The following is an 18898-nucleotide window of genomic DNA, read 5'->3' as shown; positions in this document are numbered from 1 at the left end:
GCTGTGTTGCGGCTCCTGGGGCTGTGAAGTGACCGTCCCGCCTCGTGCCCGGGATCCAGTCGCGGCCAACCAGGGTGGCAACGCTGAACTCGAGCCTAGAGGGCCGGCCGAGGTCTAGGCTGCGGCCATGTCCGAGCCCGCTCTGCCGCCGTACCGACGCAGCGAGGTGCGGGCCGAGACCGAGGCGGCCCTGGCGGCGCGACGCGAGCTCGGACCCGAGTACGACGAGCACATCGCCGCCGGGCTGGCGGAGCGGGTCGAGCAGCTGGCCGCCTACCGCAGCGTCGAGCTGCAGCACAGCTCCGCGAGGGAGCGCGCCGAGCTGGAGCTCGCCCAGACGACGCAGCGGCAGGGTTTCGTGCTGGGCATCATCTCCCTCGGCGTCGGCATCCCGATCACCGCGATCAGCGCCAACCTGGCCGAGCCCCACCTGCTCGGGATCGCCGTCTCCTGGGCCGGCATCGTCGGGGTGAACGTGGCGCACCGGTTGGGTACGCGCCGGGGGCGCCTCGCCGGTGGGTCGGACCCGCGCCGCTAGGGTGAAGCTCGTACGGCACCACTGACGTCCCGGGGTCCTGCGAGGGTCGGGGGCACCCACCGAAAGGCAGCATTCGTGGCGAGTATCGAGTTCGTCGGCGCCCGCGAGATCCTTGACTCGCGCGGCAACCCCACGGTCGAGGTCGAGGTGATCCTCGACGACGCGTCCGAAGGCCGGGCGGCCGTCCCCTCGGGAGCCTCCACCGGCGCCTTCGAGGCAGTCGAGCTTCGTGATGGCGACGCCCGGTACGGCGGCAAGGGCGTCAGCAAGGCCGTCCTGGGCGTGATCGACCAGCTGGGACCGGAGCTGGTCGGCTACGAGGCCAGCGAGCAGCGGCTGGTCGACCAGGCGATGATCGACCTGGACGGCACGGACAACAAGGGCAACATCGGCGCCAACGCCATCCTCGGCGTCTCCCTGGCGGTGGCCCACGCGGCCGCCAACTCCGCCGACCTGCCCCTCTACCGCTACGTCGGCGGGCCGAACGCCCACGTGCTGCCGGTGCCGATGATGAACATCGTCAACGGCGGCTCGCACGCCGACTCCGACGTCGACATCCAGGAGTTCATGATCGCGCCGATCGGGGCGGCCACCTTCCGCGACGCCCTCGAGATGGGCGCCACGGTCTACCACTCGCTCAAGTCCGTGCTGAAGAAGCAGGGCCTCTCCACCGGCCTCGGCGACGAGGGCGGCTTCGCCCCGAACCTGCCAGCGAACGTCGCGGCGCTCGAGCTCATCTCCACCGCCGTCGAGGCGACCGGGCTGACGCTCGGCACCGACATCGCGCTGGCCCTGGACGCCGCCAGCAGCGAGTTCTTCCGCGACAGGGTCTACCACTGGGAGGGCGGGACCAAGTCCGCCGACGAGATGACGGCGATCTACGAGCAGTGGATCACCGACTTCCCGATCGTCTCGCTCGAGGACCCGCTGGCCGAGGACGACTGGGCTGGTTGGAGCGCGCTCGTCGCTCGGATCGGGGACCGCGTCCAGGTGGTCGGCGACGACCTGTTCGTCACCAACGTGAGCCGGCTGCAGCGCGGCATCGACGAGAAGGCGGCGTCGGCCCTGCTGGTCAAGGTCAACCAGATCGGTTCGTTGACCGAGACCCTGGACGCCGTCGACCTCGCCCACCGTGCCGGGTTCCGCTGCATGATGAGCCACCGCTCCGGTGAGACCGAGGACACCACCATCGCCGACCTGGCCGTGGCCACCAACTGCGGCCAGATCAAGTCCGGCGCCCCGGCCCGCACCGACCGGGTGGCCAAGTACAACCAGCTGCTGCGGATCGAGGAGGACCTCGACGATGCGGCCCGCTACGCCGGTGCGGCCGCCTTCCCGAGGTTCCGTGCCTAGTGGTCACCACGAGCTCGGCCGGACCGCGGCCCCCCGCCCGTCCGGGCGCCGGGCCCGGCCGTAGCCGGAAGCGCACTCGACCGGCGACCCGGTCCCCGTCGGGGTCGCTGGCCAGCCCGTCCTCCCCGCCCAGCCCGGTGCCCACGGACGAGCCGGCCACCGCGGCTGCCGCGGCGGCGAAACGCCCGAGCAGGCGTTCGAACGTGACCACCCGAGCCATCGCCTTGGTGGTGGTGCTGCTCGTGCTGGTGATCTCCTACGCGTCCAGCCTGCGGATCTACTTCACCCAGGCCCACGAGATCTCGGCCAGCAAGGCCGAGATCGCGGACCGGTCGCAGCGGATCGCCGACCTGCAGACCGAGCTCGGCCACTGGGACGACCCGGACTACGTCCGCACCCAGGCTCGGCAGCAGCTGGGCTGGGTGGTGCCGGGGGAGACCGGCTACCAGGTCGTGGGGACCGACGGGCACCCGTTGGGCGGTGGGGCGGCGATCGAGAACGGCACCGACCCGACCGCGGCCCAGCAGGACGCCTGGTGGTCCAAGCTCTGGGGTTCGGTCGAGGCGGCCGACCAACCGGCTCCCGCCAAGAAGAAGGCGAAGGACACCGCTCCGATCACGGCGAAGACGAAGCCGAACGGCGCTCGCTGAGGCTGGTCTGCGTCGCGATCCGCTCGGCCAGCGCACGGTCGAAGTGGCCCTGACCAGGGACGAGGGCGTTGGCCACCGCGCAGCCGGTGCCGGACCGGACGGCAGCGACCAGCTCCTGGCCGCGGTCCAGGGCGGCCAGCAGTCCGCCGAGGAAGGCGTCGCCGCTGCCCACCGGAAAACGCCCACGCTGGGCGGGCGGGGCCACCCGTACCGGTCCGGACGCCCCCACGGCCACGGCTCCGGCCGTGCCGTCGGTCAGCACCACGACCGCGCCGGTCCGCGCCCGGATCTCCACGGCCAGCTCGGCCAGGTCACTGCTCGCCGGCCGTCCGAGCAGCTCGGCCGCCTCGCCCCGGTTGACCTTGACCAGCGCGGGTCCGGCAGCCGCCGCTCCCGGGAGGGACTCACCATGGGTGTCGACGGCGACCTTCGCGCCCGCCGATCGGCCGAGCCGGACCAGTGCCGCCACCGCGTCCGCCGATCCCGCCGGGCCCCGTCCCGAGATCGAGAGCCAGCCCGGTCGCGCGCCGAGCCGTTCGGCCAGGGCGGCCGCGAACCGCTCCAGCACCTCCGGCCCCACCGCCCGCGTGTCCTCGTAGATCTCGGTCAGCTCGCCGGTGTCGGCGGCCGCGACGGAGACGCAGGTTCGGGTCTCCGCGCCGCTCGGCACCTCGACCAGGGGCAGCCCCTCCGCAGCCGCCAGGGCCGCTACCCGAGCCCCGGTCGTCCCGCCCAGCAGGGCCACCACGACCACCTCGGCGCCCATCGCCCGTGCCGCCCGCGCCATGTTCAACGCCTTGCCGCCGGCGACGGCGACCGGTTCGGGGGTGCGGTGCATCCGTCCCAGCTGGTAGCGGTCGAGGGTGTAGGTCAGGTCGAGCGAGGGGCTCAGCGCGGCAACGGTGATCATGCGTGGTCCACCCGCCCGAGCGTAACGGCGCCGGACGCCGAGGGCGCCTGAGAGACTGGACCGGTGCGTGAACCCCTGACGGCCGAGGACGAGGCCGCCGTGACGGCCCAGCTGCAGCGCTCCCCGCGCGGCGTCGCGGGGGTCGCGTACCGCTGCCCCTGCGGCCGGCCCGCGGTGGTGGCGACCAGGCCCCGGCTGGCCGACGGCACCCCCTTCCCGACGACGTACTACCTGACCTGCCCGCGCGCCACCGCCGCCTGCTCGACCCTGGAGTCCCGCGGGGTGATGGCCGAGATGACGGCCCGGCTGGCCGAGGACGACCAGCTGGCGACGCACTACCGCCAGGCGCACCAGAGCTACCTGGACGACCGGGCGGAGCTGGGCGAGGTGCCCGAGATCGGCGGCGTGAGCGCGGGTGGGATGCCTGACCGGGTCAAGTGCCTGCACGTTCTCGCGGCCCACAGCCTGGCCGCGGGACCCGGGGTCAACCCGCTGGGCGACGAGACGCTGGCGGCCGTCGGGCCGTTCTGGCGCCGGCCCTGCCTGGAGGGGACACCGCCCCACGGGGCCCGGCTCGACGAGGCCAAGCCGAACGGGGAGCCGTCATGACGCGGGTGGCGGTGGTCGACTGCGGCACCAACTCGATCCGGCTGCTGATCGCCGAGGCGGGGCCGGACGGCAGCCTGGTCGAGCTGGAGCGCCGGACCGAGATCGTCCGCCTCGGGCAGGGGGTGGACGCGACCGAGGAGTTTCACCCGGACGCGCTGACCCGCACCTTCGTGGCCACCGAGGCCTACGCGGCGCTGGTCCGCGACGCCGGCGTGCCCCCCGGACGTGTCCGCTTCGTCGCCACGTCAGCCTCCCGGGACGCCCGCAACCGCGAGGACTTCTTCGCCGGGATCCGGCAGCGCCTCGGCGTGACGCCCGAGGTGGTCAGCGGCGACACCGAGGCCGCCCTCTCCTTCGCCGGCGCCCTCAGCCGGTTCGACCGCCCCGTCGAGCCCGTGCTGGTGGTCGACATCGGCGGCGGCTCCACCGAGCTGATCCTCGGTCGCCCCGACGGTGGGGTGACCGCGGCGGTCTCGCTGGACATCGGCTCGGTCCGGCTGACCGAACGCTTCCTGGGCGCTGCGCCACCGGCGCCGGGGGCTGTCGCGGCGGCTGCGGCCCACGTCGACGAGCTGCTCGCCCACAATGGGATCGACTTCGGCGCCGTCGGTACCTGGGTCGGGGTCGCCGGGACCGCCACCACCCTGGCCGGGGTGCACCTCGGTCTGGAGCACTACGACCGGGCCCGCGTGCACGGTTCCCTCATCCCGCTGACCGACCTGTACGCCCTGTTCGACCGGCTTGTGGCCAGCACCGTCGGGGAGATCCGTGCGCTCCCCTCGATGCACCCCGGCCGAGCCGACGTGGTCACCGCCGGCACCCTCATCGCGGTCCGGATTGCCGACCGCCTCGGACACGAGGGTCCCGGACAGCAGAACACGGGCGTGGACGGGCTGCGGGTGAGCGAGTCCGACATCCTCGACGGCGCCGCGCTCGAGCTGCTGCACCGGACCTGACCCGTGCCGTCCCGGCGTGTCCCACGCGCACCCGATCTGGTGGTCCGTCGACAGCGGAGCCTGGCCACGGTGCTGGCCCGGCAGACCGCCCGGGTGCGGTCCCGCCGCACCCTGCTGCTGGGGCTGCTCCGGGCTCTCGGCGTGACGCTGGTGGCCGCCCTGCTGGCCGCCCCGTTCGCGGCGGCCTGGGGGGTCGGGCACGCGGAGGTGCAGGACTACCTGGGCCCGAACCGGGTGCGGTTCGCCACCAACTTCTCCGGCGAGGTCCAGCTCGACCTCGGACCGATCGGCAACGCCTACCTACCCAGCCCGGCCGCACCCATCGGGGTCACGGCGACGGTCGGTGGCGTCGGCTCGGCGGCGCAGAGCCTCGGCTCACTGTTCTCCGAGCAGACCCTCTCCGCGTACGTCGACCTCTACGAGGACCCGCAGCTGGCCCTGCAGGGGATCCTCGACCGGCTCGAGCTCGACGCGGCCGGACAGGCCGCGCTCGCGGAGGCCGTACTGCTGGGCGCGTTCGCCCTCTGGCGGCTGCGCGACCGGCTGGTCAGTCCCTGGGTCGCCCGGTACACCACCCGCCGACGGACCACGGCGGTGTACCTCGCGGTGCTGACCCTGGTGCTGGGCTCGGCGCTGAGCCCGCGTCCGCCGGACGGCAGCCGCTACCCGGTGTCGGTCGCTCGGGGCAGCCGCTACGCCGACGTGACCGTGGACAGCGGTGCCCTCGCCGACCTGCTCGACCGCGGGGTGGTCGGGGTCACCCTGCTCAGCGGACGCCAGCAGCGGGCCGTCCGGGCGTTCACCGACGCCGCGGCCGTCAGCCTCTCCGGCCAGCTCGACCGGCTGCCGCGAGCCCGGACGGGGGAGTCGTTGCTCCTCGGCTTCAGTGACCTGCACTGCAACCAGGCGATGACCGACCTGATCGGACGGTTGGCCCGGGTGACGGCGCCGCGGGTGGTGCTCGACTCCGGTGACGACACCGTGAACGGGACGGCCGTGGAGAAGACCTGCATCCGGCGGGAGGCGGCGATCTATCCCGAGGTGCCCTTCGTGGCCTCGAGCGGGAACCACGACTCCAACATCACCGAGGCCCAGATGCGCGCCGACGGCATGGTCGACCTCAACGGCAGCATCGTCACCGCGGCCGGGCTCCGGATCCTGGGCGACGACGACCCGGAGCACAACATCCCCTTCAGCCAGGACCGCGACCGCGACCGGCCCGAGACCGAGGAGCAGATGGCCACCCGGTTGATGGGGGTGGCGGGCGCCAGGCCCGTCGACGTGCTGCTGGTCCACCAGCCTGCCGCCTCGGTGGTGGTGATGACCGCGCCCAACCCACCCGCGCGGCTCGTCGCCTGGGGTCACTTCCACCTCCAGGCCGGCCCGACCGTGGTGCTCCACGACGACGGGTCCTGGACCGTCGGCATGCAGGAGGGCACGGCGGGCGGGGTCAAGCAGCCGACGCTGACCTCGTTCAGCACGCCGTTCTCGCCGCCGCTGATCAACGCCGACGTCTACTTCTACTACCGCGACGACGCGACGGGGCTGATCACCGGCGTGCAGCCGGTGCACGTCACCCCGGACGCGAAGGTGGTGATCGACGAGCGGATCCCCACCGGTGACCTCGCCGCGCTGCCCGCCGAGACGCGGCTCAGGCTCAGCGGCAGCAGCACGACTCCCGCTCCGGCGCCGACCGGCTGAGCGGCTCCCTGGCACTAGGGTTTCGGCCGGGCCCCCGTAGCCCAACGGCAGAGGCAGGCGGCTTAAACCCGCCACAGTATGGGTTCGAGTCCCATCGGGGGCACTGATGCCCCCCGGGTCCCAGCAGTCCCTTCTTAGCCGATTCATGGCGTCCGGGTCTCCGCCTGGTCACAGCCGGTTCGTAAACTGGACGGCGTCGGCACCGCCCCTGGTGCCTCTCAGGAGGACATCACATGTTGCGCAGTTCGAACCCGATCCTCTCCAAGAAGGACGCGTTCACACCCGCAGCGCCGCAGTACGGCCAGAGCCAGTTCGGCCGATCCCCGTACCAGCAGTACCCGCCGGAGGCCTACCAGCAGGCTCCGGTCCCGCAGGCGCCGCAGGCCCGGATGAGCTTCGACGACGTGGTCACCAAGACCGCCGTCACCATCGGCACGCTGGCCCTTGCGGCCGCCGCTGCCTGGATGGTCGTGCCGGAGACGCTGTACTTCCCGGCCATGGTGCTGTCGGGCCTCGTCGGCTTCGTCGTCGTCATGGTCGTGTCCTTCCGCCGCAACGTCTCGCCGGGGCTCGTGCTGGCCTACGCGGCCATCGAGGGCGTCTTCATCGGGATGATCAGCAAGGTGTTCGAGGCGACCTACCCCGGCATCGTGGGACAGGCCGTGCTGTCGACCTTCATCGCCGCCGGAGTCACCCTGGCGGCGTACAAGTTCTTCAACATCCGGGTGACGGCGAAGTTCCAGAAGGTCGTCGTCATCTCGACCCTGGCCTTCGCGGCCATGATGTTGGTCAACTTCGTGTTCAGCCTGTTCACCGGCTCGCCCGGCCTGCGCGGCGGCCTCACCGGCGAGGTGAGCCCGATCGCCTACCTGTTCTCGGCGATCGCCATCGTGCTGGCCGTGCTCAACCTGGTGCTCGACTTCGACTACGTCGAGCGTGGCGTGGCCATGGGCGCCCCGGCGCGCGAGTCGTGGCGGGCCGCGTTCGGCCTGACCGTGACCATGGTCTGGCTCTACGTCGAGATGCTGCGCCTGCTGTCCTACATCCGTAGGTAGCCCCGAACCCGACCCCGAGAGCCGCACCCCCACCCAGGGGGTGGGGCTCTCGTGCGTCAGGGGGCAGCAGCCCGGCACTACGCTGACCGGGTGCAGTACGTGAACTCGCTGATCGACCTCGTCGGCAACACCCCACTGGTCAAGCTCTCCCGCGTGGTCGGTGAGGCGAAGCCGTTGGTGCTGGCCAAGGTCGAGTACCTCAACCCGGGCGGCTCGGTGAAGGACCGGATCGCGGTGCGGATGGTCGACGCGGCCGAGCGGGAGGGCCAGCTGCGTCCGGGCGGCACGATCGTCGAGCCCACCAGCGGCAACACCGGCGTCGGGCTGGCGATCGTGGCCCAGAGTCGTGGCTACTCCTGCGTCTTCGTCTGCCCGGACAAGGTGAGCGAGGACAAGCGGAACGTGCTTGCCGCGTACGGCGCGCGGGTGGTGGTCTGCCCGACCGCCGTCGACCCGGAGCACCCCGACTCCTACTACTCGGTCTCCGACCGGCTGGTCCGCGAGATCGAGGGGGCGTGGAAGCCCGACCAGTACAGCAACCCGAACAATCCCCTCAGCCACTACGAGACCACCGGTCCGGAGATCTGGGCCCAGACCGACGGCCGGATCACCCACTTCGTCGCCGGCATGGGCACCGGCGGCACGATCAGCGGCGCCGGGCGCTACCTCAAGGAGGTCTCGGACGGCAGGGTGCAGGTGATCGGCGCGGACCCCAGCGGCTCGGTCTACTCCGGCGGGACCGGTCGGCCCTACCTGGTGGAGGGGGTGGGCGAGGACTTCTGGCCGGCGAACTACGACCGAGGAGTGTGCGACCGGGTGATCGAGATCTCCGACGGCGACTCCTTCGCCATGACCCGTCGGCTGGCCCGCGAGGAGGCGCTGCTGGTCGGCGGTTCGTGCGGGATGGCCGCTGCCGCGGCCGTTCAGGTGGCGGCCGAGATCGACGACCCGGACGCCGTCGTCGTGGTGCTCCTCCCCGACTCCGGCCGCGGTTACCTGACCAAGATCTTCAACGACGACTGGCTGGCCCGCTACGGCTTCGCGCCCCGTCCCGAGCACTCGGTGCGGGTGGTCGGGGACGTGCTGCGGGAGAAGTCGGGCGACCTGCCGAGCCTGGTCCACACCCACCCGAACGAGACCATCGCCGAGGCGGTCGCGATCCTGCGTGAGTACGGGGTCTCCCAGATGCCGGTGGTCCGGGCCGAGCCGCCGGTGATGGCGGCCGAGGTCGTCGGGGCGGTCAGCGAGCGCGGCCTGCTGGGGGCCCTGTTCGGCCATCACGCCCGGCCGGCGGATCCGGTGGCCGCGGTGATGGAGCCGGCGCTGCCCACCCTGGGTGCCACCGAGCCGGTGGCCAGCGCGGTCGACCTGCTCGTCGACGAGGACGCCCTACTGGTCCTGGAGGACGGCCGGCCCGTCGGGGTGCTGACCCGGCAGGACCTGCTCAGCGACGTCGGCTGAGCCGCGGTCAGCCCGACCCGAGCAGCTCGCCCAGCAGCTCCTGCCAGTTGTGCGTCCACGGCAGCCGCCGCCACTCCTCCAGCGGCACCCAGCGTGCCGAGGAGGTGGTGCCGCCCAGGTCGAGGACCCGCGGCTCGCTCGGCTCCGGGCAGCTGGCCTGGTAGACCAGCCGGACGGCCTGGAAGTCCTCGATCGTCTGGCGGGGGCTTCGACCGATCCAGTGCGACGTCTGCACCGAGACCAGCTCGCCCAGCACGACGTGCTGCGACGTCTCCTCGACCACCTCGCGGAGCACGGCGTCGGCCGGTTGCTCTCCCGCGTCGATGCCACCGCCCGGCATGCCCCAGCGGCCCTCGACCGCCGTCCGACCGGAGTACTCCGTGGCCAGCAGGCCGCGGCTGGAGACCACCACCGCGTACGCGGCAACGCGCTGCCGGACCTCCGGCTGGACTCCCGGCGGTACCACCAGCCCCGCGTCCTGCCCTCGGCCGCCGAGCCGGGGTCGTGGCTCGCCCTCGAGCGGCCTGACCTGCAGCACCAGCCGTAGGTCGGCGTCGGCGGTCCGGACCGCCTCCAGCGGCCGGACCAGCGCGTATCCCTCGTCGTGCGCCACCACGACCGGGTCGGCGCCGTGCTCGAGCCTGACGTCGAAGACGGTCTCGGCGGCGGACGGGGACGCGCCGGCGACTCCCACCACCCTCATCGGCGACCCCCTCCGGTCCACCAGCATTCGTCCGGCGGCCCGGCATCAGTTTCGCAGGTCGGTAGCCTGGTTCTTCGTGCCCCACCCTCACCGGAACCGAGCCCTGCCGTGATCCCCGGACTGGCCTACGCCGTGGTGGCTCTCGCGGCCGCCGCCGGTGTCTGGGGCGTGGCCACCGCCGTCTTGAACAAGGCGCCCGGCAAGGCTCAGTTGATCTACGCCGGCGTGGTCGAGCTCGTCACCCTGGTGCAGTCGCTGGTCGCCTTCGGCAAGCTGGCCGGGGGCTTCCGCCCGGTGGAGACCGTGACCACGATCGGCTACCTGGTGGGCATCGTCGTGCTGGTCCCGCTGGCCTGGTTCTGGGCCAACACCGAGCGGACCCGCTGGTCGGGCGTCGTGCTCGCCGTCGCCGCCCTGTCGGTGCTGGCGATGACCCTGCGGCTCCTCTCGCTGTGGACCGAGGCCGTTGCATGAGCCCCCCGCAGCCGGGCCCGCCAGCCCGACGGACCACCTCCGGTCCGGGTCGGGTGCTGGTCGCCGTCTACGCGCTCTTCGCCCTGGCCGCGACGTCGCGGGCAGTTGTCCAGCTGATCACCGACTACGCCGAGGCGCCGCTGGCCTACCTGCTGTCCTTGCTGGCCGGGGTGATCTATGTCGTGGCGACCGTCACGCTCGCACGCGGCAGCGCAACGTCGCGCCGGGTCGCCTGGACGGCGATCTCCCTCGAGCTGGTCGGCGTGCTCGCGGTCGGGACGGCCAGCGTCCTCGACCCGTCGGCCTTCCCCCGGGCGACGGTCTGGTCGACCTACGGCATCGGGTACGGCTTCGTCCCCTTGGTCCTGCCGGTTCTCGGGCTGCTCTGGCTGCGACGGACCCGGCCGACGGCCGGTGCCCGCGCCCGCTAGTAAGCTCCCAACCGCCGCCGACGGTATGCTGCCGCGGCACGGGTGTCACGCCCGGGCTCGACGACAAGAGTGGCGGGCGACGTGAAGTACAACGACCAGGCCCGGCTCGACCCGTCCCAGGTCGGCGGCGGCGGTCGCGGGGGTGGCGGCAAGATCGCGCTCGGCGGTGGAGCCGGACTGGTGGTGCTGGTGATCGCCCTGCTGCTCGGGATCAACCCGAACGACATCCTGGGCGGCGCAACGACCACAGATCCGGGGACGGGCTCGGGGCAGTCGAGCCCCTTCGCTCAATGCACCAAGGGTTCTGACATCAACACGGACCGCAACTGCCGCTTCGTGGCCTACACCAACTCGATCCAGGAGTACTGGGGCTCGACGCAGCCGGACTACCAGACCATCCAGGTGCAGACCTTCACGGGCAGCATCGCCACCGGCTGCGGCAACGCGAGCTCGGCGGTGGGCCCGTTCTACTGTCCGGCCGACACCACGGTCTACCTGGACCTCGCGTTCTTCGACCAGCTCACCGGCGACCTCGGCGCCAAGGGCGGGGACGCGGCGGAGGCCTACGTGCTGGCACACGAGTTCGGGCACCACATCCAGCAGCTGAAAGGCACCATGGCCAAGGTGCAGGGCAGCGGATTGCAGGTGACCGGACCCACCTCTTCCGGCGTCCGGCTGGAGCTGCAGGCCGACTGCTACGCCGGCGTCTGGTTCAACCACGCCACCAACGATCCCGACAGCCCGATCAGCGAGGTCACCTCCGCGGATCTGGCCGACGCGCTCGACGCGGCCTCGGCCGTCGGCGACGACCGGATCCAGCAGAAGACCCAAGGCCAGGTCACGCCCGAGACCTGGACCCACGGCTCGGCGGCCAACCGTCAGAAGTGGCTGACCACCGGCTTCCGCAGTGGTGACCCGAAAGCGTGCGACACCTTCGCCGCAGGCGCTGCCTGAGACTGCCGCAGGCTCAGTTGCAGGTGACGCCGGTCGCGTGCACGGGGCAGTAGCCGAACGGGTTCTTGTCCAGGTACTGCTGGTGGTAGTCCTCGGCGTAGAAGAAGTCCGGCTCGGGCTTGATCTCGGTGGTGATCTGGCCGAAGCCCGCCCGGGTGAACTGCATCTGGTAGTCGTCGCGGACGCGCTTCACGGTGTCGAGCTGCTCGTCGGAGGTCGTGTAGACCGCTGAGCGGTACTGGGTGCCCACGTCGTTGCCCTGCCGCATGCCCTGGGTCGGGTTGTGGTTCTCGAAGAACACGTGCAGCAGGGTCTCGTAGCTCACCTTGGCCGGGTCGTAGGAGACCTTAACGATCTCGGTGTGGCCGGTCCGGGCGCTGCACACCTCCTCGTAGGTGGGGTTGGGCGTGTAGCCACCGGCGTAGCCGACCGCGGTGTTGGTGACGCCGGGAGTCTTCCAGTACAGCTTCTCCGCGCCCCAGAAACAGCCGAGGGCGAAGTAGGCGACCTCGGAGCCCGCCGGCACCTTCTGCACCGGGATGCCGAAGATGTCGTGGAAGGTCGGGTCCACCAGGACACTGCGGTCCCGGCCGCGGAGAGCCTGCTCGGGCTCGATCAACGTGGACTTCATCTTGGAGAAGAACATGGTCTCAGTCTGCCTCTCTGCGTCACCGCTGGCGTGCGGTCCGCACCGGGTGCAACGTCACCCCGGTGCGGCCTTGTTCCGTAGGCTCGGTCCATGAGTGAATCCGGCTTCTCCACCCGAGCGATCCACGCAGGCCAGCGGCCCGACCCCGGGAACGGGTCGGTCGCGCCCGCGATCTGGGCCACCTCCACCTACGCCCAGGACGGCGTCGGCGGGCTGCGGTCGGGCTATGAGTACTCCCGCTCGGCCAACCCGACCCGGACGGCCCTGGAGGAGTGCCTTGCGGCGCTGGAGGGCGGCGCGCACGGCTTCGCCTTCGCCAGCGGGCTGGCCGCCGAGGACACGCTGCTGCGGACGATCGGTCGGCCCGGCGCCCACGTGGTCATCCCCGACGACGCCTACGGCGGCACCTACCGGCTGTTCGCGAAGGTGCACGAGCCGTGGGGGCTGCGCTACACCCCGGCCCCGCTCGACGACCTGGCCGCGGTGGCCGCGGCGATCGTGCCCGGTGAGACGACGGCCGTCTGGGTCGAGACGCCGACCAACCCGCTACTGGGGGTGGCCGACATCGCCGCGGTCGCCGAGCTGGCCCACGCGGCGGGCGCGCTGCTCATCGTCGACAACACCTTCGCCTCTCCCTACCTGCAGCAGCCCCTGGGCCTCGGCGCCGACGTGGTGGTGCACTCCACCACCAAGTACTGCGGCGGTCACTCCGACGTGATCGGCGGGGCGCTCGTCACCGACGACGACGCCCTGGCCGAGCGTCTCCGGTATTTCCAGAACGCGATCGGTGGGGTCGCCGGCCCGTTCGACGCCTGGCTGGTGCTGCGCGGGCTGCGTACCCTGGCCGTCCGGATGGAGCGGCACTGCGACAACGCCGAGCGGGTCGCCGCGTACCTGGTGGACCACGCGCGGGTGGCCGAGGTGTTCTACCCGGGCCTGGACTCCCACCCCGGCCACACCGTCGCGAAGGCCCAGATGCGCCGGTTCGGCGGCATGGTCAGCTTCCGCGTCGCGGCCGGCGAGCAGGCGGCGGTCGACCTGTGCGGCCGGACCGAGGTGTTCACGCTGGGGGAGTCCCTCGGCGGCGTCGAGTCGCTGATCGAGCACCCGGGCCGGATGACCCACGCCTCGGTGGCGGGCACCGCGTTGGAGGTGCCGGCCGACCTGGTGCGGCTCAGCGTCGGCATCGAGGACGCCGACGACCTGATCGCTGACCTCGACCGCGCCCTGGCCTGACCTAGAGTGTCCAGTCGACCGGCAGAGCTCCTTGCGCCACGAGCAGCTCGTTGGTCCGGCTGAAGGGGCGCGAGCCGAAGAAGCCGTTGCGGGCCGAGAGCGGCGAGGGGTGGACGCTGGCCACGTGCGGCACGTCGCCCAGCCGCGGGATCAGGGACTGGGCGTCGCGGCCCCACAGGACCGCCACCAGGGGCCGGCCCCGGGCGACCAGCGCGTCGATGGCGCAGGCCGTCACCCGCTCCCAGCCGCGACGGCGGTGGGAGGCGGACTGGCCGGGCTGGACGGTCAGCACCCGGTTCAGCAGCAGGACCCCCTGCTCGAACCACGACGAGAGGTCACCGTGCGCCGCGGGCGGCACGCCGAGGTCGGCCTTCAGCTCGGCGTAGACGTTGTGCAGCGAGCGGGGCAGAGGTCGGACGTCGGGCGCCACGGAGAACGAGAGCCCGACCGGGTGCCCCGGCGTGGGGTACGGGTCCTGCCCCACCAGCAGCACCCGGACCTCGGCCAGCGGGCGTGAGAAAACCCTCAGCACCTGCTCGCGTACGGGCAGGTAGCCCCGACCGGCGGCCACCTCGGCGGCCAGGAACTGCTCGAGGGCGACCAGGTCGTCGGCCACGGGAGCCAGCGCCTCGGCCCAACCGGCCCCGAAGCGCGCGCCCAGGGGCGCCTCCGCGGTATCAGGCCGCACGCTCGACCTCCCGCACGCCGACGCGGGGCATCCGCGTCGAGGTGGCGGCGGCACCGAGCAGCAGGGCCGCTCCGACGGCGAAGGCGGCCGGGTAGGAGAAGGAGTCGGCCAGCAGCCCCGCGACCAGCGGGCCGACGATCGCCCCGACGTCGGAGCACATCGAGAAGACGGCCACGGCGGTCCCGCCCCGCCCGCCGGCCGCGTCCCCGACCGACGCCGCGGGCGCGGTGCCCAGGAAGGCGGCCGCGATCCCGTACAGGCAGAGCGCCACGATCAACAGCCACACGTTCGGCGCGAACGGGACGGCCAGGATCGACAGCCCGGCCAGCGTGGCGCCGGCGACCATGGCCGGGCGTCGACCCACGATGTCCACGAACCGTCCGGCCGGCCCCACGGCGATGGTCTGGACGACCGCGGCGCAGGCGAAGGCGATGCCCGTCCACGAGGTCGGGCGGTGCAGCACCTCGACCACCAGGACCGGGACCAGGGTGCTGCGGACCCCGAACGAGGTCCAGCCCTGAGCCAGGTTGGTGATGCAGGCGGCCTGGTAGCGCCGGTCGCGCAGCACCTGCCGGAACGGCACCACGGGCAGGGCTGCGGCGACCACCCCCACGCTCCGGGCGCGCAGCACGAGCCCGACGGTCCCGGCGACCGCCAGGGTACCGGCGTAGAAGAAGAAGGGCGCCGTCAGCGAGACGGCCGAGAGCAGTCCGCCGATCGCCGGGCCGGCCATGCCGCCGAGCAGGAACCCGGCCTGGTAGAAGCCGGTGGCCCGTCCGCGGATCCCGGGCTCGACGGAGGTGAGCAGCAGCGTGGTCGCCGACACGGTGAACATCGCGGAGCCGACGCCGCCGACGCCACGCAGCACGAGCAGCTGGGCGTAGCTCCGCGAGACCCCCGCGACCCCGCTGGAGAGAGCCACGACGAAGATCCCGCTGGCCATCACGATGCGCTCGCCCAGCACGTCGATCAGCCGGCCGCAGAACGGGCTGGTGGCCAGCCGCATCGCCGCGAACGCCGAGACGACGGCACCGACGGCGAAGTTGTCGACCCCGAAGCTGCGGGCGAAGACCGGCAGCACCGGCACCAGGACGCCGAAGCCGACCGCCACGCAGAAGGCGATCAGGCCCAGCACGTAGACCTCGCGCGGCAGTCCGGACGGGACGCGCAGCCGCGACCCGGCCGACCGCAACGTACGCACCGGCACAGTGTGCCAGTGGGGTCCGCTAGCGTTGATTCTTCGGGGCCATCGGCGAGGAGGCAGGTGTGGGACTTCCCAGCAGCGTCTGGACGGGTGTGACGGGATGGCGGGAAGCCGTCGTCCGGCGCGCGGAGTCAGCGCCCGCCGGACCGAACGGTCACGAGCCGCCCGCCGTCGTCCCCGTTCTCACCGCGAGCGAGGACATCGACCGGGCCGTACCGGCAGGTCTGCGACTGGCCGCGTCCTGGGCCTGGCGCATCATCTTGGTGAGCGCGCTGCTCTACGGGCTGGCTCGGGTGGCCGGCTACCTGTCGGAGGTGGTGATCCCCGTCGCCGTCGCCATCTTGCTGGCCGCGATGCTCACGCCGGTGGCGAACCGGTTACGCGCCTGGGGGTGGAACTCCGGTGCCGCCTCGGCGGTCACCCTGCTCGGGGGGATCGTCCTGATCGCTGGGGCTCTCACCCTGATCACCAGCCAGATCGTCGCCCAGGCAGCCGACCTGTCCACGAACGTCGTGGCCGGGTTCAACAACCTGGTGACGTCGCTGCAGAACAGCCGGCTGCCCATCAACGCGAGCTACTTCGACACCGCCGCCTGGGGTGAACGGATCCAGAAGTTCCTGACCGAGAGCCGCAGCACCATCGCCAGCTACGCCGCGGAGGTCGGCTCGCAGGTCGGTCACTTCGTGGCCGGTCTCGCCATCACCTTGTTCTCGCTCTTCTACTTCCTCTACGACGGCCGCGGCATCTTCACCGCCCTGCTGCGCTTCTTCCCCCGGGAGTCCCGTTCCCGCGTCGACCACGCCGCCAGCAACGGGTGGCGGGCGCTCTCGGGCTACGTCCGGGCCACGATCCTGGTGGCGCTGTCGGACGCCGTCGTGATCCTCATCGGGGCCCTGCTGCTGGGGGTGCCGGTGGCGCCGGCGCTGGCGGCGCTGGTGTTCATCGGCGCGTTCGTGCCCCTCGTCGGTGCCTTCGTCTCGGGGACCGTGGCGGTGCTCGTCGCCCTGGTGGCCCTGGGCTGGGTGCAGGCGCTGATCATGCTGGGCATCATCATCTTCGTGCTCGAGGTCGAGGGCCACCTGCTGCAGCCGCTGCTGCTCGGCCGCGCCGTCAAGCTGCACCCGCTCGCCGTCCTGCTCTCCATCGCCTCAGGGATCGTCGTCGCGGGCATCATCGGCGCCCTGCTGGCGGTCCCGCTGCTGGCCTTCGCCAAGTCGTTCGTGGAGTACCTGCGGGGCCACAAGATCCCGAGGACCGACGCCACCCCGTCGCCGGTGGGGGACGAGCCGGACGCCGGCGCCGCCGTGCCGGACCAGGAGCCGGCCGCGGCGAGCGACGTCGAGAGCGGTGAGCCGGCCGGGACCGACCCGGTACCGGTCCCGGACCGTGGGTAGGGCTCCCCGAAGTCGTGACGTGGACCGGAGGTGGTGAGGATGCGCAAGGTCGTGGTGTACGAGATGGTGTCCCTCGACGGCGTCGCCGAGGGTCCTGACCGCTTCTTCACCTGGGACGATGCGTTGGACGCCAACCTCGGCGCCGTCATCGCGACCCAGGACACCGTCATCCTCGGTCGGCGCACCTACCAGGAGTGGGCCGGGTACTGGCCGGGCAGCGACATGGAGCCCTTCGCCACCTTCATCAACGGGGCCGACAAGTACGTGGCCACCGCCAGCCCGCTCGAGGGTGACTGGGCGAACACGACGGTGGTCCACGGCGACCTCGTCGAGTTCGTCCGGGAGCTGAAGACCCGGCCGGGCGCCGACATCGGCGTGCACGCCAGCATCTCGGTCGCGCAGGCCCTGCTCGCCGGGGGCGTGGTCGACGAGCTCCGGCTGGTGATCGCACCGGCGGTCGCGGGCAGCGGACGTCGGCTTCTCGACGGGTCCCCGGCGCTGCGGCTCGAACCGATCCGGAGCAGCACCTCGCCATCCGGCTCACTGCTGGTGGACTACGCCGTCACCGGCGAGCCGAACCCGAGGTCACCGCAGGCCCGAGACTAGAGGGCGGAGCCCTTGCTGTACTGGGCGAAGGAGACGTTCCAGTCGGCGTACCCGTTGCCCTGCTCGAGGCCCCTGCTGGTGCCGGTGGTGACCACCGGGTCGCCGATCAGCGCGTTCTCGTAGAGCCAGCCGGCGTTGTCGACGCTCATCCCCACGCAGCCGTGACTGCCGTTGCGGACGCCCAGGTTGGCCAGGGCCCACGGCGCGGCGTGCAGGAACTCACCCGAGTTGGTGACGCGCAGGGCGTACTTCGCGGTGAGCTTGTACTTCTCCTTGGCGCCGATCATCTCGTTGGTCATGACCTTGTTGTACTCCTTGGCCATGATCAGCTTGGTGCCGCTGCGCGTCTGCCAGCCAGGCTTGCCGCCGGTGACGGGGATCGTGCGGACCAGCTTGCCGCTGCGGTAGACCTTCGCGTAGTCGGTCCGCAGGTTGACCTCGGTGATCATCTTCCGGCCCACCGTGAACGACGTGGACACCGAGCTCTGGCCGTAGATGCCGTTGCCGGCGTCGACGCCGTTGAGGTCGGCGTCCAGGGTGACCTTGGTGCCCGGCTTCCAGTACGTCTTCGGCCGGAAGTGGACCTCGCGGTCCGACAGCCAGTTCCAGCTGCCCTTCTGGGCCGGGTTGGACGTGACGTGCAGGTTCTTCTCGAAGGCGGCCTTGTCGCGCACCGGCACGTCGAAGTTCAGCGTCAGCGGCATGCCGACCCCGACCTGGCTGCGCGGCAGCGGGTAGGCGCTGGGATAAGTCTGCTGAGCGAGGGTGAGCTTCTGGGTCTTGAATGTCGTGGTCGTGGTCTTCTTCTGCTTGGCCTTGTTCACCCCGCTCATCGCCAGGGTGTAGGTGGCCGAGGGCTCGAGCCGGTCGCTGGCGGTCCAGCTGGAACCGTCCTTGCTGAGCGTGCCCTTGACGGTGCCGTCGACCTTTGTGCCCCGGCCGTCCACTCCCGCGTAGCTGAGCTTCACCTTGGAGACGGTGCCCGCGCTGGCCGAGACCTTGACCCGGGTGTCGACCTTCACCTTCGTCGCGTCGTCGTCCACGTTGGCCTTGAGGCTGACCGGGGCGACGGCCGGCGGGGTCGGCTTGCTCGACGTCGAGCTGCTGCTGCTCGGGGCGCTGCTCGAGCTGGGGGCTGAGCTGCTCTCGGGCTGGCTGCCGGTCAGGGCACCACACCCCACCAGGACGGTCGCCAGCATGACGCTGCCGGCGACGCCGGACAGCGAGGCCAGTCGGTGGCTGCGGTTCATGGACGTCCTCCGGGGTCGGGCTGCGGTGGTCCCAGGGTGCCATCCCGGGGCGACAAATCCGGAATCACACGCCTCC

20 protein-coding genes and 1 tRNA gene are annotated in these 18898 nt (G+C 71.9%); 15 read left to right on the top strand and 6 right to left on the bottom strand.

Annotated elements, in window-relative coordinates; translation table 11 throughout:
- Positions 1-127 precede the first annotated feature (127 nt).
- From ACFE7W_RS03505 to ACFE7W_RS03495, 3 genes are all read left to right on the top strand, one after another.
- Complete coding sequence (locus ACFE7W_RS03505) at positions 128-538, top strand: hypothetical protein (RefSeq protein ID WP_375423374.1); 411 nt, start codon at positions 128-130, stop codon at positions 536-538.
- A 75-nt stretch (positions 539-613) separates the two neighbouring features.
- Positions 614-1891 (top strand): phosphopyruvate hydratase, encoded by a 1278-nt coding sequence (eno, locus tag ACFE7W_RS03500; RefSeq protein WP_375423373.1) that lies wholly within the window; start codon positions 614-616, stop codon positions 1889-1891.
- Positions 1892-2094: 203 nt separating this feature from the next.
- The gene (locus ACFE7W_RS03495) at positions 2095-2541 is read left to right on the top strand and encodes a septum formation initiator family protein (RefSeq protein ID WP_375423372.1); all 447 of its coding nucleotides are present in this window, start codon (positions 2095-2097) and stop codon (positions 2539-2541) included.
- Here ACFE7W_RS03495 and ACFE7W_RS03490 read toward each other — a convergent pair.
- On the bottom strand, positions 2507-3451 hold the full coding sequence (locus tag ACFE7W_RS03490; protein WP_375423371.1) for a 1-phosphofructokinase family hexose kinase: 945 nt from the start codon (positions 3449-3451) through the stop codon (positions 2507-2509). The genes ACFE7W_RS03495 and ACFE7W_RS03490 overlap by 35 nt on opposite strands.
- Before the next feature lie 63 nt (positions 3452-3514).
- Here ACFE7W_RS03490 and ACFE7W_RS03485 point away from each other — a divergent pair, with 63 nt between their 5' ends.
- From ACFE7W_RS03485 to ACFE7W_RS03460, 6 genes are all read left to right on the top strand, one after another.
- Positions 3515-4060 carry a DUF501 domain-containing protein gene (locus tag ACFE7W_RS03485; protein WP_375423370.1) on the top strand — a complete coding sequence of 182 codons (546 nt, stop codon included), beginning with the start codon at positions 3515-3517 and terminating at the stop codon, positions 4058-4060.
- Positions 4057-5016 carry an exopolyphosphatase gene (locus ACFE7W_RS03480; RefSeq protein ID WP_375423369.1) on the top strand — a complete coding sequence of 320 codons (960 nt, stop codon included), beginning with the start codon at positions 4057-4059 and terminating at the stop codon, positions 5014-5016. Before ACFE7W_RS03485 ends, ACFE7W_RS03480 begins: the two co-directional genes overlap by 4 nt.
- Positions 5017-5085: 69 nt before the next feature.
- Complete coding sequence (locus tag ACFE7W_RS03475) at positions 5086-6717, top strand: metallophosphoesterase (RefSeq protein WP_375423368.1); 1632 nt, start codon at positions 5086-5088, stop codon at positions 6715-6717.
- A 30-nt stretch (positions 6718-6747) separates the two neighbouring features.
- A tRNA-Leu gene (locus tag ACFE7W_RS03470) sits at positions 6748-6820 on the top strand.
- 130 nt (positions 6821-6950) lie between these two features.
- Positions 6951-7772 carry a Bax inhibitor-1/YccA family protein gene (locus ACFE7W_RS03465; RefSeq protein WP_375423367.1) on the top strand — a complete coding sequence of 274 codons (822 nt, stop codon included), beginning with the start codon at positions 6951-6953 and terminating at the stop codon, positions 7770-7772.
- 90 nt (positions 7773-7862) lie between these two features.
- Positions 7863-9233, top strand: a complete 1371-nt coding sequence (locus tag ACFE7W_RS03460; RefSeq protein ID WP_375423366.1) for a cystathionine beta-synthase — start codon at positions 7863-7865, stop codon at positions 9231-9233.
- A 7-nt stretch (positions 9234-9240) separates the two neighbouring features.
- Here ACFE7W_RS03460 and ACFE7W_RS03455 read toward each other — a convergent pair whose 3' ends face one another.
- Positions 9241-9936: an NUDIX hydrolase gene (locus tag ACFE7W_RS03455; protein WP_375423365.1), complete on the bottom strand. Its 696-nt coding sequence runs from the start codon at positions 9934-9936 to the stop codon at positions 9241-9243.
- Positions 9937-10044: 108 nt separating this feature from the next.
- Here ACFE7W_RS03455 and ACFE7W_RS03450 point away from each other — a divergent pair, with 108 nt between their 5' ends.
- From ACFE7W_RS03450 to ACFE7W_RS03440, 3 genes are all read left to right on the top strand, one after another.
- The gene (locus ACFE7W_RS03450; RefSeq protein ID WP_375423364.1) at positions 10045-10410 is read left to right on the top strand and encodes a hypothetical protein; all 366 of its coding nucleotides are present in this window, start codon (positions 10045-10047) and stop codon (positions 10408-10410) included.
- Positions 10407-10841 (top strand): hypothetical protein, encoded by a 435-nt coding sequence (locus tag ACFE7W_RS03445; RefSeq protein ID WP_375423363.1) that lies wholly within the window; start codon positions 10407-10409, stop codon positions 10839-10841. The genes ACFE7W_RS03450 and ACFE7W_RS03445 overlap by 4 nt, the downstream gene beginning before the upstream one ends.
- 81 nt (positions 10842-10922) lie before the next feature.
- Positions 10923-11795: a neutral zinc metallopeptidase gene (locus ACFE7W_RS03440; protein WP_375423362.1), complete on the top strand. Its 873-nt coding sequence runs from the start codon at positions 10923-10925 to the stop codon at positions 11793-11795.
- 13 nt (positions 11796-11808) lie between these two features.
- Here ACFE7W_RS03440 and msrA read toward each other — a convergent pair whose 3' ends face one another.
- On the bottom strand, positions 11809-12441 hold the full coding sequence (gene msrA, locus ACFE7W_RS03435; protein ID WP_375423361.1) for a peptide-methionine (S)-S-oxide reductase MsrA: 633 nt from the start codon (positions 12439-12441) through the stop codon (positions 11809-11811).
- 93 nt (positions 12442-12534) lie between these two features.
- Between msrA and ACFE7W_RS03430 the strand changes: the two genes are divergently transcribed.
- Positions 12535-13680, top strand: a complete 1146-nt coding sequence (locus ACFE7W_RS03430; protein ID WP_375423360.1) for a cystathionine gamma-synthase — start codon at positions 12535-12537, stop codon at positions 13678-13680.
- A 1-nt stretch (position 13681) separates the two neighbouring features.
- On the opposite strand, the gene ACFE7W_RS03425 is transcribed toward ACFE7W_RS03430, so the two are convergent.
- Positions 13682-14368, bottom strand: a complete 687-nt coding sequence (locus tag ACFE7W_RS03425) for a uracil-DNA glycosylase (protein ID WP_375423359.1) — start codon at positions 14366-14368, stop codon at positions 13682-13684.
- Positions 14358-15569 carry an MFS transporter gene (locus ACFE7W_RS03420; RefSeq protein ID WP_375423358.1) on the bottom strand — a complete coding sequence of 404 codons (1212 nt, stop codon included), beginning with the start codon at positions 15567-15569 and terminating at the stop codon, positions 14358-14360. The genes ACFE7W_RS03425 and ACFE7W_RS03420 overlap by 11 nt, the downstream gene beginning before the upstream one ends.
- A gap of 65 nt (positions 15570-15634) precedes the next feature.
- Here ACFE7W_RS03420 and ACFE7W_RS03415 point away from each other — a divergent pair, with 65 nt between their 5' ends.
- Both ACFE7W_RS03415 and ACFE7W_RS03410 read left to right on the top strand, forming a co-directional pair.
- Complete coding sequence (locus tag ACFE7W_RS03415; RefSeq protein ID WP_375423357.1) at positions 15635-16966, top strand: AI-2E family transporter; 1332 nt, start codon at positions 15635-15637, stop codon at positions 16964-16966.
- Between the two features lie 39 nt (positions 16967-17005).
- Complete coding sequence (locus tag ACFE7W_RS03410) at positions 17006-17572, top strand: dihydrofolate reductase family protein (protein WP_375423356.1); 567 nt, start codon at positions 17006-17008, stop codon at positions 17570-17572.
- Here ACFE7W_RS03410 and ACFE7W_RS03405 read toward each other — a convergent pair.
- Complete coding sequence (locus ACFE7W_RS03405) at positions 17569-18822, bottom strand: Ig-like domain-containing protein (RefSeq protein WP_375423355.1); 1254 nt, start codon at positions 18820-18822, stop codon at positions 17569-17571. The two genes, ACFE7W_RS03410 and ACFE7W_RS03405, sit on opposite strands and share 4 nt — an antisense overlap.
- Positions 18823-18898: the final 76 nt, after the last annotated feature.

This window comes from uncultured Friedmanniella sp. (genome assembly GCF_964244285.1).
In the GTDB taxonomy this organism is placed as follows: Bacteria; Actinomycetota; Actinomycetes; order Propionibacteriales; family Propionibacteriaceae; genus Microlunatus.
Note: the sequence above shows the minus strand (reverse complement) of the source record. Positions and strands in the feature narration are given on the sequence as shown.